Origin of the sequence: Paenibacillus sp. FSL H3-0333, assembly GCF_038002805.1 — a bacterium.
Taxonomy (GTDB): domain Bacteria; phylum Bacillota; class Bacilli; order Paenibacillales; family Paenibacillaceae; genus Paenibacillus_AQ; species Paenibacillus_AQ silagei.
In genome coordinates this window covers 6,289,851-6,306,994 of sequence record NZ_JBBODG010000001.1, presented here as the reverse complement: position 1 = coordinate 6,306,994, position 17,144 = coordinate 6,289,851, and the positions used below count along the sequence as shown (strand labels likewise).

Genomic DNA, 17,144 nt, shown 5'->3' with positions numbered 1-17,144 from the left:
CTCCCCCCTGGGGATGGAACCAATCAGCTCTTTTTGGCTGAGAGTTATTAAAGAAGCCTTAGTACAGGAGTGAGCTTCCGCTGGTGCTAGTTCCGCTGATGCTAGTTCCGCTGATCGCTGTACTTCTTATCCACATGCTCGCTGTACAGGTTAGCCTCATTGCCGCCATGGTTCTTGGAGCGGTACATCGCAAGATCGGCGGCACGAAGCAGCTCGTTGATGCTGCTGCCGTGCTGCGGGTACAGAGCCACGCCAATGCTGGCAGAGGTGTGAAAGCTGGAGCCCTGGTTGATAGACCAGGATTTGTTGAACAACTGGAGCAGACGGTTCAGCAGCTCGTCCAGCATTTGCGGGCTGGTGAACCGGTGCAGCACCACCGCGAATTCATCTCCGCCGATCCGGAAGGCCTGGCCGGAGCCCTTCACGGTCTGCTGCAGCTCCCGGGAGAGCAACTGCAGGAATTCATCTCCGGCCAGATGGCCGAGCGTATCGTTCAGCTGCTTGAATCGGTCGCAATCCAGCAGCGCCACGGCGATCTCCTGCCGGCGCTCCTCGGGCTGGTTGATCAGGTTCTCCATGTACATTTTGAAATGGGCACGGTTGGGAATCGCGGTCAGATGATCATAGAAGGCCAGCTTGTGCAGGCGCTCCTCATATTGCTTGCGCTGGGTAATCTCACGCGAGACCAGCATGAACTGTGCCGGGAAATTGCGGCTGCCCGCAATAGGGGTAACCTTGGTCTCCAGCCACACCCAGTGCCCTTCGGCCGAACGCATGCGCAGCTCGGATATTCTCGGTGAAGACTGCACCACACTCTTGAGCTTGGCCCAGGAGATTTCGGCTTCACGGATATAGTTGGAGAGCGGTGCCCCTTTGCTAGGCACATAGCCCAGTGCAGTTGCATGGGAAGGCGAGGCATACAGGATCAGACCGTTCGGATCTGTCAGCACAATGAAGTCGGACATCGTCTCACCGATCAGCTGGTAGAGCGATTGCTCGTCCTGCATTTCGTTCTGCAGGGAGATCAGTCTGCGGCTGAGATAGATGATGACCATAACAAGCAGGAACAGAAATACAGAGTAGACGGCGAACAGGGAGCTTTTGAGATTATTGAACTCTGTCATCACTTGGCTTGCATAGGTGTCAATCTTGTCCTCTGCCTGATTCAAGCTTTCCCGTACCTCATTCAGCTCCGTGTGTATGGTGAGGGCAGAATAAGAGGCGGGATTCCAGCTCTTCTGAACCCGCTGTGAGATCAGCTCCCGGCCGTTATCCCTCCACGCGGTAAGCGTGGTTCCGAAATGATCCAGCTCGTTCCTCAGCTCGTCCAGCAGCAGCTCGCTCTGCTTCATTCCATTGAACGGGCTCTTCACAGCATCCAGATTGTAGCGGGCGGTATTGACCCGCTGCAGCGCCTGGGCATTATTGTCCTCGAATTCCTGCGACAGCGTACTGCGCTGCGCGCTGGTCAGCGCCCCGCCGACTGTGGTCTGAAGCGCAAGGGCTGCCTGATAGAGATCGCGGTCGGCGTTCAGAATGAGCTCGGAATTCTGGTATACGTCACTGTACAGGGAATCGGATAATTTGTTCATCGTATGATTCAGAAACAGCAGGGAGGCCACACTGATCCCAACCAGAAGAACGGTGATGGATGTGAATAATATAATCAGTCTGCGTGTACTTTTGTTTTCCGAAAAAACTGCCACTGTCATCCTCTCCCCGCACAGAACTTTTGCAAATCTCATGGGTGTAGCTTTGGTGCATGCGAAACTTATCCTTATGCGGAATATGGCTTCTTGCAGGCATGTAAGAGAGTATACGTTAGCGAGTCCTAGAAAGCAGGGGAAGAAGGAGGCAATAGAAAGAATAACTTCCGGTTAGATCGCGGTTTCTTTTCACCAGTATATAGGACACCCCTTAAGCAGAGCAATTGCTGAAAAAATAATAAGCCCCGTCAGCTTCCGCTGCGGATGACAGGCCGTGAAGCACACCCTGGAGCCGGAGGGGAAACAGTGGAGACATATCCGTTACAGCCGATACAAAGAACTATTATGTATACCCTACTACTATGTACAAGGTATTCTGACCTTTGAGTCCTATTACCCACTTTTGCTGCAAACGATACCCCTTTGGTATCAATTGTGCATTAAAAATAAAACAGAAAAATCCGCCAGCCCAGGGATCTGAGACTGGCGGATTGAAAAGCTGATGATAACGCAGCGTCTAGGATGGCGCTACTCGTTGCGCAGCGCATAGATCGGGCGCATTCTTGCAGCCTTGCTTGCAGGAATCATTCCGAATACGACACCGATGATCAAGGAGAATGAAAAGGAGATCAGGACCATATTCCAGGAGGGCACCACATTCAAGGCGGTATAATGACCGACAGCCCAGCTGGCGCCAAGTCCCAGTGCGACTCCGATCAGACCCCCGGTGCCGCTTAAGACCACGGACTCGATCATGAACTGCATCATAATGTTCTTTTTCTTGGCCCCGATGGCCTTGCGGATGCCAATCTCTCTGGTTCGCTCATTGACCGAGACAATCATAATGTTCATAATCCCTATCCCGCCTACAAATAAGGAGATACCGGCGATACCGCCAAGGGCCAAGGACAGGGTGGCGCTGGTTTCATTTACCGTTTCCAGCATCTCCCGGGAATCAAAAACAGAGTAGGCATTCTCGGCTGCACTGAATTTGGCAGTAAGGCTGGCTTCCAGCTTGGTTTTGACATCATCCACATTGTCATTTGAAGTGGTTGTGAGGGTAATGGAGCGGACTCCCTTGCTCTGCAGGAACCGTTCGGCTGTAGAGATGGGGATCAGCAGCTTCTCGTCGCTTGAGCCGACGCTGGTGGAGCCTTTACTCTCCAGCAGTCCGACGATCTTGAAGCTGCTTCCGTTGATCTGTACCTTTTGACCTACAGGATTATCTGTACCGAACAGATCCTCCGCCGTATCTGATCCGATTAACGCAACCTTCTGCCGGTATTCTGTATCCATCTCAAGCAGGAATCTTCCGGATTGCACATGGAAATCCTGAACATCTTCGTAGGCAGGTGTAATGCCTTCTACGGATACGGAAACGTTCTCGGTACCGTGCTTGGCGGTAACGTTCCCGGAGATTACCGGGGATACATTGTCCACCCCTTCAATCTCACCCAGAGCCAGGGCCTCCTCGTAGGTTAGCGAAGTGGTGGCTCCGCGGCCCATAATGTTGACGGTCAGCTGGTTGGTGCCCAGGGAGCTTAGGGACTCTGTAATCTGTGAGGTGGTGCCCTGACCCACAGCGACAAGTGCAATGACGGAGGATACCCCGATAATGATGCCCAGCATGGTAAGAAAGGCTCTTATTTTACTGCTGAGGATACTTTTGAAGGCCATTTTCATACTCTGGTATAGCATCATGAATGCGCCACCTTCCGATCCTCTACAAGATCCCCATCCTGAATCCGGATCACCCGTTTGGCCTGCTCGGCAATCTCCAGGTCATGCGTGATCAGAATAATGGTATGCCCCTGTACGTTAAGCTCCTTAATCATCTCCAGAACCTCCTTGCCTGTCTTGGAGTCCAGCGCTCCGGTTGGCTCATCGGCAAGCAGAATCGGTGGGGTTCCGGCAAGGGCGCGGGCAATAGCCACACGCTGCTGCTGGCCCCCTGACAGCTCGGAGGGACGGTGATTCATTCTGCTCGCAAGGCCTACCCGGACCAGGGCATTACGGGCAATTTCTCTGCGCTCCCTGTGGGACATTCCACGATAGATCAACGGCAGCTCCACATTCTCTACCGCTGATAACTTCGGCAATAGATTAAAGTTTTGAAATATAAAGCCAATCTTTTCGTTGCGGATCTGGGCCAGCCTGTTGTCAGACAGCCTGCGGATCTCCTGGCCGTCCAGGAAATAATCGCCTTCATTGGCGACATCGAGGCAGCCCAGCATGTTCATCAGGGTGGACTTGCCTGACCCTGACGGGCCGATGATCGCAACGAATTCACCGTGATTAATGCTGAAGCTCAGGCTCTTCAGAACCGTCATCGATTCTCCGGCCATTGTGTAGCTGTGCTGCATCTTCTCAACCCGGATCAGCGGCTCTGGTGAGGTCATCGTCCGCCACCGCCACCGCCGAAGCCAGCGCCGCTACCACCGCCGCCGAAGCCGCCGCCCCCGCCGGGAAAGCCACCGCTCCCGCCGGTCATTCCTCCGCCGCTGAAGCCGCCCATACCACCCATACCGCCTTGCTGCGGGGAGGTGGCATTGCCTGAGGAGATCACGGTCGGGAGGATTACTTCATCCCCTTCACTTAAGCCGCTGACGATTTCGATGCTGCTCTCATTGTGGATACCAACCTCTACAGCTATCCGTTTCATGCCTGAGGCGAAACCGGCTGCACCTTTGCTTCCGGCTGCTCTGCCGGGGAACTCCGCGCCAGCAGGGAACTCTCCAGACGGAAGTTCACCGCCCTGGAATTCTCTGCCGCCGCGGGCGCCTGTGCCTCGGGTACCCGCTTCACTACCGGAGGGTTCACCGTCCGCTGCAGCGCCAGCAGGGGGCTTGGGGTCAGCAGGATCTCTGTCTGTTGTGTTAGCTTGCTCATCCCCGGTTCCCGGCACATTAACGAAGGATTTCCCGTTTATCTTCGTTACAGCTTCGATGGGAACGGTCAGAATATCCTTTTTCTCTTCGATCGTAACTGCCACCTCCGCAGACATGCCGATAAGCACACCCTCCGAGTTATTTAATCCTACAGTGACGTTGAACAGGGAGACGCCATTAGAGGAGGTCCCTTCTTTGGCGATATCTATAACTTTACCGGTAAAAGATTTGTCCTCAAGGGCATCCAGTGTAATGGTAGAGGCTTGATTCAGCTTGATTTTGGGGATGTCCAACTCGTCTACCTGCACGGTTACGCTTAGATTCACGTAGTCGGTCATGGTGAACAGCTCTGTACCATTCTGGGCCTGTTCACCGTCCGTAATATTCACGGCAGTGATCGTTCCATCGATCGGAGCGGTCAGCGGATCAGGCGGAGCCATATCTTCATGAATGGCAGCGATGGATTCCTGCCCGTCCACGATATCGCTATTGGCTTTATCAATGGCTTTTTTTGCCGATTCCAGCTCTTCCTCTGTCGCGTTATTCATAGCCAGCGTCTTGTAGCTCTCCTGTTTATTCTCCAGCTCCGTCTTGAGATTCTCCAGTGACTTGGTGGCTTCCTTCAGCTTATCGTCCAGATCGCCCGCAACAAATGTGATCAGCACAGCACCTTTTTTAACAACATCGCCTTTCTTAACCATGACCGTATCGACCTTCCCGGCTTCTTTGGTACGGATGCTCTCGCTGTTGATCGCCGATACTGCACCTGAACCCGAGACACCCACCAGGATATCCCCCTTACTGGCAACTGCCGTATTCAGCGGAGCGGCATTGATCTGCCGGTTCTGATCCGGCCAGAGCTTATAGCCCGCAATCCCTGCAATAGCAACGAGGACTATCGCTGAAGCGATAATGATGATCTTCTTCTTATTCATTGTGCAGCTCCTTCGGGGGAAGAGGTGGTTGCTTTGGCGGTAACCTCAAGGGAATAGGCCTGGCTGGCGAGCTCTGTCCGTACTCCCTGGAATTCATCGTAGAATTTAAGGGCGTAGGTGCCGGAGCTCAGATTTTTGAACAGGGCGCTGGTAAGGGTCGTAGAATAAGAGCTGTTTGTTCCCAGGGTCAAGTCGGTGCCAGGTGTCAGTGCTTTCTCGTGAGACTGTCCATAAGGATCGATAACCTGAAGGATGAGCTTATGCTGGTAAGCGCCTGCCTGATAGGTGGTATCCTGGTTGAGATTGTAATTGAACGTCACAGCAATGCTGCTTGCGCCCTTGGTGAGTTCTCCTGTCGAGCTGGTAACTGCCAGTGTATAAGGGAAAAGTGGAACGGAAGCCAGATTGGTCAGAGGCGTAACCTCTGACGGTGTCAGTGTCAGCGCTGCCGTATTGACGTATCCCGTCGCAGCCGTTCCTGCGGCAGTCAGCTTGCCATCCGCAATCGACTGGCTGATATACAGCTCAAGACCTGTGGTGTCCAGGGTGGCCGGGACTTTCGCCCAGAAGGTAACCAGTGTTTTGCCCCCAGGGCTGGTCGACAGCTCGGACTGGTTGGCAGTTGCTTCAAAATATTGCCCGTCAGCAGTCCTGAACTGTGCATATAGACGGGCCAGATCTGCCTGCCGGACTTCATCGCTGTTCATTTCCACTTCGCTGTACACCAGGTTCGAGCCGGTTCCTGTATACAGGAGGGTGGAGCGCTCCTTCACCGTGGCTTTTTTGCCGGTGGCGGTGATCTTGAAGGCTTCCCCTGCAGCCACCGGAGCTACACTCTTAACGGTGCTGTCGCTTGTGCTGAGAGTGAGGAACTGCGACACCTCTGTACCCTTGGTCTCCTGGAGGATGAGCTTGATTTGTCTGACATCCAGGGTGTATGGAATATGGCCTTGAACCGTTATTTGAGTGCTGGCACCCGGGGCAAGCACCGAAGAACTGTTGTCCGTATAAGTCTGCGAAGAGGAACTGAGATCCTTCTGATCCACCAGGAGTACGCCGGTAAGAGCAGGTAAGGTAACGGATTTGGACGTTGCATTGCGTATCGTTAGTACAGCCTGTACCAGATCCTCGCTGCCCCAAGGCAGACGCAGCAGCGAGTCCAGAGAGACAGCGAAGGTGCCATAGGTATTGGTTACGCTGGTCTCAGAGGCGAGATGAATCTGTCTCTCAGGCGTATAAGGGATGCGGAAATAGGCCACAGGCAGCGTTACTTTATCCGCGCTGGCTGCAGGAGCGATCATTCGCAGCTCCAGCGAATTCTGAGCCAGCTCCAGCGGAACACTGGCGCTCAGCTCAATCAGCTTTTCTTCCAGCGGCTTCAGGGTCAGGCTGCTCAAGGCAGTGGCCGTCACCGGGAAGCTATAGCCTTCCGCCGACTTGACGTTAAGCTCATAAGCAGGCAAAGTAACGGCTGTGCTGCCGGTATTCTTCACCCGAAGCTGATAGCTCCAGACACCATTCCCGTTATCCGCATGCACATTTGCCTTCAGCAGCTGCAAGTCCACCAGATTGCTGTCGATGGAGACCTTTTTGGTATAGCCCGCTGCTACAGTGAAATCTGCATTTACTGCAGCCGGAAGTGCGTAGGAAGAGACAGGCAGGTACAGCTTGAGTCCTTCATCCAGCTTGGCAATCTGCAGCGTCATCTTGCTGAGATTCATGTAGGAGGGGATCTCGGTCATATAATAGAGCGTCTTCTTCTCCTGAGGCTGAAGCTTGAATTCGGAGCTGCTGTCATCCAGCGTAAGCGTGAAGACAGAGCCGCCCGAGGATTTCAGGTACAAGGTATAACCCGGATCTGTAAGCACTTTGGTACCCAGATTGGTTAGGCTAAGCCCGACCTTGGCATAGACTTTGCTGTTATATTTGTAGATTTGCACGGATTCGGCTTTGGTGCCGGCAGTAATGCCGCCGAGTTCAACCTTTCGGGTCTCCCCTGTAAGCGAGGACAGAGAATAATTGGAAGGAATCGTGAACGTGCCTATACGCTGTTCATAATTAGCGGCGCTGAAATTCCAGCCGTAGATGTTGATTTTGAGTCCTTTGACTGAGGCGGCGGTTCCAATATTCGCATAGTATGTAAGACTGGTGCTTTGTTTAGCAGGGATTTTCTTGACCGCACTGTCTGCGCTGACCGGAATTCCCTTAATGATGCTGCCGCCCGCAGTTACAATTTTGGAGAAATAGTCCGCCAGATTGACGCTGCTGCCGGCAGTGTTGGTATAGGTAAGCGTGTAGGTGAGAATATTACCGCCGGTTTGGCTCTGAATCCCTACATGGCTCAGCTTCACCTGAAGCGCGGTGCCGAGCTTGAGCGCACTTAGACCGTTAAGTGTGGAGACTTCCGTGACCGCGCTTGCTGCTGTGGCAGCCGTTGAACCGGATGAAGCAGCATAGGCCGCGGTTCCCGGGCTTCCTGCGGTTTGACTTGCGGCAAATGTGCTGAGCAGCAGCAGAACAAATGCTTTTTTTCGTGTAAGCATGTAATTTCCTCCTTGTGTGATCTCTTAAGGGAAAATATCAACATTGACTGAATGTCCGCTGAAAAAAAAGCCGTCAAACCGCGCTGAAGCTTAAAGGGAGCTTAAAAAAAGATAAAAAATAAGCGGAATTTGTGCGGCTTGTCAAACTGGCTGTTTTTGCATATAATAGATGGGCATATCTTCCCAAGTGGAGGATCGAAGTGCAGAGGTTATAATCCGCATACATGCAATGATGGAGAAGAGTACGCAGTGCCTGGCTTACAGGGAGGAAGCGCCGCAGATTGAGAGCGTTTCTAAGAGAGCAGAGCTGCCGAAGTTCACTCCGGAGCAGTTCCCTGAATGTGCTTGAAGAGCGCTAGTAGGGGGGACCGGCCGCAGACCGTTATTTCTGTATAAAGTGAGACAGGTCTTTGCCGCACCGAAAGAGGGAATAGTGCTCTTAAGGGAAGCGTACGGCCGTCTAACAAGGGTGGTACCACGGTCTTTTCGTCCCTTTACCGGGAGGAAAGGCCTTTTTTTGTTGAACAATACGAGATTTGAGGGGGCAGTACAAGCCATGAAAGACAAATTGGAAGCACTGAAGGCTGAGGCGCTGACGAAGCTGCAGGCGGTAAACGATCCGCAGATTCTGAATGACCTGCGCGTCAAATACCTTGGCAAAAAAGGCGAGCTGACAGAGGTTCTGCGCGGTATGGGCGGATTAAGCGCGGAGGAGCGTCCGGTGATCGGCCAGGTGGCCAATCTGGTGCGCAGCGCCATTGAAGAGTTGATCAGCGCCAAGCAGGAGCTGTTCCAGCAGCAGGAGACAGAGAGCCGCCTGAATGCGGAGAAGGTCGATGTAACCCTGCCGGGCCGCGGCCTGCCGCAGGGCGGGATTCATCCGCTGAGCCGGGTGCTCCAGGAGATCGAGGATATCTTCATCGGCATGGGCTTCCGGATCGCTGAAGGACCGGAGGTGGAGACGGACTACTACAACTTTGAGGCGCTGAACCTGCCGAAGAACCATCCGGCCCGGGACATGCAGGATTCCTTCTATATCACGGATGATATTCTGATGCGTACCCAGACCTCGCCGGTACAGGTGCGTACCATGCAGGCGGCGAACGGGGAGTCTCCGGTCAAAATCATCTGTCCCGGCAAAGTCTTCCGCCGCGACGATGACGATGCGACCCACTCCTTCCAGTTCCATCAGATTGAAGGCCTGGTCATCGGCCGCAATATCCGCATGAGCGACCTGAAGGGTACCCTGCAGCAGTTCACCAAGGAGATGTTCGGCCCTAGCGCGGGTATCCGTCTGCGCCCCAGCTTCTTCCCGTTCACCGAGCCTAGCGTTGAGGTGGATGTAAGCTGCTTCAAATGCGGCGGCGATGGCTGCCGTCTCTGCAAGCAGAGCGGCTGGCTGGAGATTCTCGGTGCCGGTATGGTGCACCCGAATGTGCTGCGGATGGGCGGATACGATCCGGAAGTTTACAGCGGCTTCGCGTTCGGCATGGGCGCTGAGCGGATCGCGATGCTGAAATACGGCATCGATGACATCCGCTACTTCTACACGAATGATATGGGCTTTGTGAAGCAGTTCAAGGGTATTTAGGGATTTGGCGGGTGTGCGCGGGGGCGTGTTGGACGATTGCATGAAAAGGTAATGAGGTGCTGGTTTACTTTGAATCAAAGACTGTAATAGAAGGTCCGGAGGGGAATTTTGGAACTGTAGGAGCGCTAGCGTCCGCCTTTGTATTTGAATTTCTACCGCGTGAAGCGGTTCTGATCAGGAAATTCAAATACAACAGCGGCCGGAAGTCCAAATATTCTCTGGAGGTCCTGCTATTACAGGATACGCTAAAGTGAGCTTGGGAGCGCACTGCCTTTTCCTGCATGTTCTGCGTTCAGGCACAACCGGCATGGAGATCAATACATCTGAAACAAAAAGGAAGTGTGCGATTATGAAAGTATCAACCGCCTGGCTGGCCGATTATATATCGCTGGAAGGGGTGACCGCAGATGACTTGGCGGACAAAATCACCACCGCCGGCATCGAGATTGACGGAGTAGAACGCCGCAACAAAGGGATCTCCGGGATTGTGACCGGCTACGTGAAATCCAAAGAAAAGCACCCGGACGCCGATAAGCTGAATATCTGTATTGTCGATGCCGGGCAGGGCGAGGATCTGCAGATCGTCTGCGGAGCGAAGAATGTCGCAGCGGGCCAGAAGGTTCCGGTCGCGCTGGTAGGTGCCAAGCTGCCGGGCCTGGAGATCAAAAAAGCCAAGCTGCGCGGCGTGCTGTCACAGGGGATGATCTGCTCGGCCAAAGAGCTGGGCCTGAACGACAAGCTGCTGCCCAAAGAGCTGCAGGAGGGCATTCTCGTGCTGCCGGAGCAGACCGAGGTGGGCCAGGATATTCTCAAGGTGCTTGGACTGAATGACGAAATTCTTGATTTCGATCTAACGCCGAACCGTTCCGACTGCCTGAGCATGATCGGTGCCGCTTATGAGGTAAGTGCGGTACTGGGCCGTGAGCTGAAGCTGGCTGATCCGGCGGCAGAGCTTGTGGAAACGGGCGGGAAGGCAGCGGACTCCATCACGGTTACGCTTGAGGATGAGGCATTCTGCAGCCATTATGCCGTGCGTTATATTGCCGGAGTGAAGACCGCGCCGTCCCCGCTGTGGATTCAGAACCGCCTGATGGCGGCCGGGGTACGTCCGATTAACAATATCGTAGACATCACCAACTACGTGATGCTGGAATACGGGCAGCCGCTGCATGCATTTGACGGCGGGCAGCTCCAGGGAGGAACCATCGGTGTACGGTTTGCCCGTGAAGGGGAAGGACTGGTTACCCTTGACGGACAAGAGCGCAAGCTTGCGCCGCAGATGCTGATCATTGCCGACGGCTCAGGCGCAATTGGCCTGGCCGGAGTGATGGGCGGACTGTCTACAGAGGTTACCGCAGACACCGTTAATATCGTACTGGAATCAGCCAAATTCGATGGTGGAACGGTACGCAAGACCTCGCGTCAGCTCGGTCTGCGCTCGGAAGCGTCCCAGCGGTTCGAGAAGGAAGTCGACCCGAATGCGGTCATCCCTGCGCTTAACCGCGCGGCTGCACTGATTGCCCGGTATGCCGGAGGAACGGTGCATGAAGGGATTGTCCAGGCCGGCAGCGCCGCTGCTCAGGAGAAGGTGCTGCACTTATCGCTGGAGAAGCTGAACCGCTATCTCGGGACAGATCTGTCATTGCTGGAAGTGAAAACCCTGTTCGGACGCCTGCACTTCAAGTGCGGTGATGCGGCTCAGGGAATCGTCGAGGTCGAGGTGCCGACACGGCGCGGAGACATTACGCAGGATGTGGATCTGATTGAAGAGATCGCCCGCTTGTACGGCTACGACAACATCCCGACCACCCTGATCGAAGGCACAACAACACCGGGCGCGCTTACCAGACAGCAATCTCTGCGCCGCGAGCTGCGCCGCATGCTCTCGCTGGGCGGATATCAGGAGGTTATGGGCTATTCCTTCATCCAGCCGGAGCAGAGCACGCTCTTCCCTATGCTGGCGGAAGGCAAACAGTCAGTGAAGCTGGCGATGCCGATGAGCGAGGAGCGCAGCGTGCTGCGTACCAGCCTGCTGCCGCAGCTGCTGGAGATTGCCCTCTACAATACGAACCGCCGCCAAGGCGATCTGGCGTTATTCGAAATCGGCAACGTCTTCTTCACGGAGGAAGAAGTCCTTACCCGCCAGCCGAGTGAGCTGCCGGTACTGGGGCTGCTGCTGAGCGGAACGCGTGCAGCCAAGCAGTGGAACGTGACTGCTGAGCCGGTGGATTTCTTCGACCTTAAGGGTGCGCTGGAGACTATATTTGCACATCTGGGCCTTACGGATCGCGTAATCTATGAAGGGGACGCGCCTGAAGGCTATCATCCGGGACGCTCCGCTTCCATCTATCTGCTTCAGGCTGAAGGCCGTGTGAAGATCGGTTCGATGGGGCAGATTCATCCCGAGCTGCAACGCCGGATGGATCTGGAGGATACGTACGTATCCGAAGTCCTGCTGCAGCCGCTCTATGATGCGGCACGCGCCGGGCTGCAGTACAGCGAGCTTCACCGCTTCCCGGGCATGGAGCGGGACATTGCGGTGGTAGTCGATGACGCGGTTCCGGCAGGTGACCTGATCGCGGCGATCCGTGAGCACGGTGGCACTCTGCTGCAAAATGTGCAGGTATTCGATATCTACACAGGAGGCAAGATGGAGGCGGGCAAGAAGAGTGTTGCCCTGTCGCTCGTGTACCGTCATACCGAGCATACGCTGACAGACGAAGAGGTTGTGGAAGTGCATGACAAAGTGGTCTCTGCGCTTGAACAAACTTTTGGTGCAGAATTAAGAAAATAGCAGGAATTGTGCAAAGTCGCAGCGAATCCATTTAGAAACAGAGATTCCCTGCGGCTTTTCTGTACCCTTGTGAAGTGCGGAGGAACATGCAAATAAATGCAATGGACGCGTGCTTTTGCCAAAGGTCAGGAAATCACGCTACAATAGGAGCAAGAGCAAAGAAACCAACTTAGAATCCGCACACATACAAAGGAGGGCACAACTGTGGCTATGGACCGGACCCGTGTCGCCGTGGAGATATACGGAACTTCCTACAAGCTTGTAGGAAGCAGCACAGAATATATGAAACAGGTCGCCCGTCATGTCGATGAGCATATGCGTGCAATATCGAAATCACATTCCAGACTGGATACGCCGCGGATTGCGGTGCTTACAGCTGTACATATGGCAGAGCAGGCAATCCAGGTTCAGGATTTCAAGAATGAGCTGAATATGCTGACCGGTGAACGTACCGAGCTTCGAGTGGAGGTGTCACGCCTTCAGGAAGCGCAGCGTGAACAGCAGGAAGAATATGAGAAGCTGGAAGCGGCTGCGAAGGAAGAGGCAGCGCGGCTGATTGCCGCTGCCGAAGAAGAACGCTCAAGGCATCTGGAGCAGCAGGAGCAGGAGAGGCAGCTGCATGCCCAGCTGCTGGAGGAAGAGAAGCAGGCCGCGGCCGCCGGCCGCGAGCAGCTGGTGCAGGAGCTGAAGGCACGCGAGGATGAGCTGAAGGCGCTGCGCGAGGGCCATGAAGCAGAGCAGGCTGCAAGCCGTGAGACGGCGCGGCAGGAGCTGGAAGCCGCAGAAGCCATGCGGCTGCAGCAGCTGGAAGAGATGAAGGCTGCCCATCAGCAGGAATTGGAGCAGCTGCGCGAGACACTGATCCGCGAGAAGACAGAGACGTTGTCTGCCCTGGAGCAGGAGCTGAATGAGACCCGGGAGTCGATGGGCAGCGAGATCGTGGAGATCCGCTCCACGTTAAGCAAGGAGCTGGCTGATACCAAGGCTGCGCTCACAAGTGAGCTTACCGGGGAGCGGGAAGCGCTTGAGAAGGAGCTGGCCAAGAACAAGGAGCTGCGGCAGTCCCAGGGGACGCAGGAGCACCGGCACAAGCAGCAGCTTCAGGAGCTGGAGAAGCAGCTTGGCGAGCTGCGCGGCGGAACCGGGCAGCTCCAGTCCCGGCTGCGTGCGGCGGAAGCCGGGCTTAAGGGTGAACGCGATGCGCGGCTGACGCTGCTGGCGCAGTACGAAGCTGTGCTGAAGCGGGAGGAGCAGCTTGGCGAAGAGCTGAAGCTTGCCGCTGAGCAAGGAGAGCAGCAGAGTGCGGCGCTGGAGGAAGTGCGCAAGCAGGCTGCGGCTTCGCAGAGCGAGGCGGAAGCGCTCCGGAGCGGGCTGCGGGAAGCAGAGGACAAGCTAAGCGCTGCGCTGGAAGAGCTGAGCACGGCGAACGAGCTGGGCACCCTGCTGAACGAAGAGCTGGAAGGGCTGCGCCAGCAGGTTGCAGCTGCGCAAAGCGAGGCCGAAACGCTCCGCAGCGAACTGCGGGACGCAGAGGGCAAGCTAAGCGCTGCGTTGGAGGAACTGCACACGGCGAGCGAGCTCGGCACACTGTTGAATGAAGAACTGGATGAGCTGCGTAATCAGGTTGCGGCTACACAGAGCGAGGCGGTGGATATCCGCAGCGAACTTCGGGATGTAGAGGGCAAGCTAAGTGAAGCGCAGGAGGAGCTGCATACTACTAAGGAGCTTGGCAATCTGCTGAACGATGAACTGGAAGGGCTGCGCCAGCGTTATGAGCTGACGCAGGAAGAAGCGGCAGCACTGCGTACATCGCTGCAGGAGACCGCAGATCAGCTCAGCCGGACACAGGTCGAATTCGACCGTACGGCAGAGGAAGCGGCATCCTGGCAGGAACGTGCGAACAAGCATATGGAGGATATCAGCGAACTGGAGATGAACCTTCTGGAAGAAGGGGAGAAGTCGGCAGCCTTGCAGCGCGAAGTGGAGACTCTTCGCGGACAGGCAGACGGAATGGTTCAGCAGCTTGATCAGGAGGCGCGTCTGCGTGCCGAAGCGGAGCAGGAGCTTGCTGTTCAGCAGGAGGCGGCAGAAGCAGCCCGCAAGGAACTGGCTGCGCTGCGCGGCCGTTACGAGGAGCTGATTGCCCAGTACGACGAGATTCTGCAGGACGGGGAGCAGTTAAAGGAACGCTGCGAGCTGCTGGAAGCTGAAGGCGAGGAAGCTGCGCGGCGAATGGAAGAGCTATACGAGGCAGGCCGTGAAGCTGCCGCTGCGTCGGCGGAGCAGCAGGAAGCACTCCGTGAGACCCGGGAGTACGAAGCTACCTGGAAGCAGAAAGTTGAGGAGCTTCAACAGCGCGAGCAGCAGTGGAATGAGCAGGAAGCACAGCTGCGTGAGGAGATTGAGATCTGGCAGCAGGAGGCCGGGGAAGCCGAGGCTCAGGCGGAAGCAGTCAGCCGCTCACGTACTGAGGCGGCGCAGCAGCTGGATGAGATCGGCGAGAGCTATGAGATGGTCCAAGGCCAGCTGCGGCTGGTTCAGGCCCAGTTCGAGCTGCAGCAGGGAGAGCTGGAGAAGCTGTCCCAGGAGCATCGCAGCTTGCAGGCGGAATATTCCAAGCTACAGAGTGAATATAATGAATGGATTCAACTGATCGAACAGGACAGTTGAATGGCGGATGCATCACAGGAAGAGCTGTTGTAAGCAGGAATGCTTAGAACGGCTTTTTCTGCTGTGCAGGGACGGGGGACGGATTCCTCCTTAGGGGGGCTGCTGCTCTAAAGTTGGCTGAAGTGAAGTATTGCACCAATCCTGCACTAAATACAACATTCGTACCTTTGAGGCAGCAAATTACGGGAAATCATGCCTAGAATGCAACATATTTCAGCCAATGACCGCTCCACTGGTAACATTCCTGCAAAAAATGCAACATTTGGCGAGCCCAGGCTGCAATGAAGAGCACAAGTGCCCTTGAATCCACCAGAAGTTAGCCAAATGAGTAAATGAGGAGCATAAGTGCTCCTGAATCCACCAGAAGTTAGCCAAATGAGCAAATGAAGAGCACAAGTGCCCTTGAATCGAGCAGAAGTTAGCCAAATGAGTAAATGAGGAGCACAAGTGCTCCTGAATCCACCAGAAGTTAGCTAAATGAGTAAATGAAGAGCACAAGTGCCAATGTCATTAAGATAAGTTCAAAGATAAGTTTGGAATTAATAAAGAGAATCCAAAACGGTATGGGGAAACGTCCTATGCCGTTTGTTTTTGGTGTAAGGAAGGAAAAAAGCGCATAGCAAACAAAGCGGATGGAAGATCCACTTAAAAAAATGTTCATGCGAACCGAATTATGCTACTCTGTAGACGAAGCTAATGGCGGATTTGCTACGTATTCTGCGTGTATTCCTTTGCCCAGGACGGGTGAGACGAATCGGCAAAATATTTTTGCGAATCAAAGCTTCCACATCAGGCGAGGGTCCATCGCCCTTGGAGCGCAGGAAATGTCTACAGACGTGAACGGCTACCGTGAAGTTGACTTGGTAGAGGTGCCGTTTATCCTTTTGGGAAATGACTACGTGCGAGGTAATCATTTCAGCGAAGTTGTAGAGGATCATTCTTGCGAATATCTCTTGGGTAATGGACTCTTGCTTTTTTGCGTGAAAATGGGTCAAACCAATGGTGTATTTCAAAGCCCGGAAAGAGGTCTCAATGCCCCATCGCAGATGATACAGATCCCGGAGTTCATCCGGTGAGAATTCAGCAGTAGACAGATTGGTAATGACGGTTTCATAATCGCCACTGGGCAGGAGGAAACGAACCACCCGAAAGGAAATGGGGTAAAACAAGTTCTCTTGCATGTCCAGAAAATCAAAGCTAGAGGTAGCCGGAAGAACTTTATAGATTTCGGGGCGATTCCTGAACTCTTTTGTTTGTTTTTTAGTCAGCGTCAGGTGAATCTCCTGATCAAACGCTCCGTCCAAGGTCAAGTGCAAACCCGAAAGAATACCATTCGAATGCAAATCCTTGACGCGTATGACGTAATTCCATCCTTTCCGTTCCAGATGTGCGAACGTATTATAGCTTTCAAATCCTCGATCCCCCGTCACAAGGACGTTCCCCTGAATGGGGGAGCGATCCACCATTGTGGCCAGTGCCCTTCCTTCGTTGCGGAACTTTCGAGGTTGAACAATGGCATCCACATAAAGCCGGTTACAGAGGTCATAGGCTGCGTTCAAGTGCAGAAGGTTAAAGCCTTTCGAATGTGGCTGACTTTGAGAATAGGTCAACGGGTCCGCAGGATCTGTTGCAATATGCAGATCGGAACCGTCAATGGCCAATAATCGATAGCCTCGATAATCCTTGAATTCTGTATGGGACGCGGTAAAGGTGTGAAACAAAGATTCGACCGCAGACGGCAAAATTTTATTTCTTTGCTGAACAAAAGCAGAAGAAGTTGCGGTGTTAACGTCATAGCCCTGCGATTCCAACAGTTCCTTATAGAGGCTGTTGCCGCCCATAAAGATCAGGGTTTGCATAACCATTTCAAAGGGTAGTTTTTTCGTTCGGGTAAAATCCTTTCCCGGGTTTCTGACGTAAGGCGCGGGGGCAGCCGCCATCTCACGGATGAGAGATGTCAGTCTGTCTTTCAGCGAATTTGCATAAGCATTCATTGGCGTAACCTCCTCGTTTTTTC

9 protein-coding genes and 1 other annotated feature are annotated in these 17,144 nt (G+C 54.3%); of the genes, 3 read left to right on the top strand and 6 right to left on the bottom strand.

Annotated features, from left to right (window positions below):
* Positions 1–101: 101 nt before the first annotated feature.
* The 5 genes from MHH78_RS27760 to MHH78_RS27740 all read right to left on the bottom strand — a co-directional run bounded on the left by MHH78_RS27760 (position 102) and on the right by MHH78_RS27740 (position 8,072).
* Positions 102–1,706, bottom strand: a complete 1,605-nt coding sequence (locus tag MHH78_RS27760; protein WP_076082693.1) for a sensor domain-containing diguanylate cyclase — start codon at positions 1,704–1,706, stop codon at positions 102–104.
* A 528-nt stretch (positions 1,707–2,234) separates the two neighbouring features.
* Positions 2,235–3,407 (bottom strand): ABC transporter permease, encoded by a 1,173-nt coding sequence (locus MHH78_RS27755; protein ID WP_341169543.1) that lies wholly within the window; start codon positions 3,405–3,407, stop codon positions 2,235–2,237.
* The gene (locus MHH78_RS27750) at positions 3,404–4,105 is read right to left on the bottom strand and encodes an ABC transporter ATP-binding protein (protein WP_341169542.1); all 702 of its coding nucleotides are present in this window, start codon (positions 4,103–4,105) and stop codon (positions 3,404–3,406) included. Before MHH78_RS27750 ends, MHH78_RS27755 begins: the two co-directional genes overlap by 4 nt.
* Complete coding sequence (locus MHH78_RS27745; RefSeq protein ID WP_341169541.1) at positions 4,102–5,529, bottom strand: efflux RND transporter periplasmic adaptor subunit; 1,428 nt, start codon at positions 5,527–5,529, stop codon at positions 4,102–4,104. Before MHH78_RS27745 ends, MHH78_RS27750 begins: the two co-directional genes overlap by 4 nt.
* Positions 5,526–8,072 (bottom strand): hypothetical protein, encoded by a 2,547-nt coding sequence (locus tag MHH78_RS27740; protein ID WP_341169540.1) that lies wholly within the window; start codon positions 8,070–8,072, stop codon positions 5,526–5,528. Before MHH78_RS27740 ends, MHH78_RS27745 begins: the two co-directional genes overlap by 4 nt.
* A 220-nt stretch (positions 8,073–8,292) precedes the next feature.
* Positions 8,293–8,569, top strand: a binding site (T-box leader).
* A 59-nt stretch (positions 8,570–8,628) separates the two neighbouring features.
* Here MHH78_RS27740 and pheS point away from each other — a divergent pair.
* The 3 genes from pheS to MHH78_RS27725 all read left to right on the top strand — a co-directional run bounded on the left by pheS (position 8,629) and on the right by MHH78_RS27725 (position 15,127).
* Positions 8,629–9,663, top strand: a complete 1,035-nt coding sequence (pheS, locus tag MHH78_RS27735; RefSeq protein WP_341169539.1) for a phenylalanine--tRNA ligase subunit alpha — start codon at positions 8,629–8,631, stop codon at positions 9,661–9,663.
* Between the two features lie 349 nt (positions 9,664–10,012).
* Entirely contained in the window at positions 10,013–12,457 is a 2,445-nt protein-coding gene (gene pheT, locus MHH78_RS27730) for a phenylalanine--tRNA ligase subunit beta (protein WP_341169538.1), read from the top strand.
* A gap of 204 nt (positions 12,458–12,661) precedes the next feature.
* Positions 12,662–15,127 (top strand): hypothetical protein, encoded by a 2,466-nt coding sequence (locus MHH78_RS27725; RefSeq protein WP_341169537.1) that lies wholly within the window; start codon positions 12,662–12,664, stop codon positions 15,125–15,127.
* A gap of 671 nt (positions 15,128–15,798) precedes the next feature.
* Here the strand turns inward: MHH78_RS27725 and MHH78_RS27720 are convergent.
* On the bottom strand, positions 15,799–17,121 hold the full coding sequence (locus tag MHH78_RS27720; protein WP_341169536.1) for an IS4 family transposase: 1,323 nt from the start codon (positions 17,119–17,121) through the stop codon (positions 15,799–15,801).
* Between the last annotated feature and the right edge of the window lie 23 nt (positions 17,122–17,144).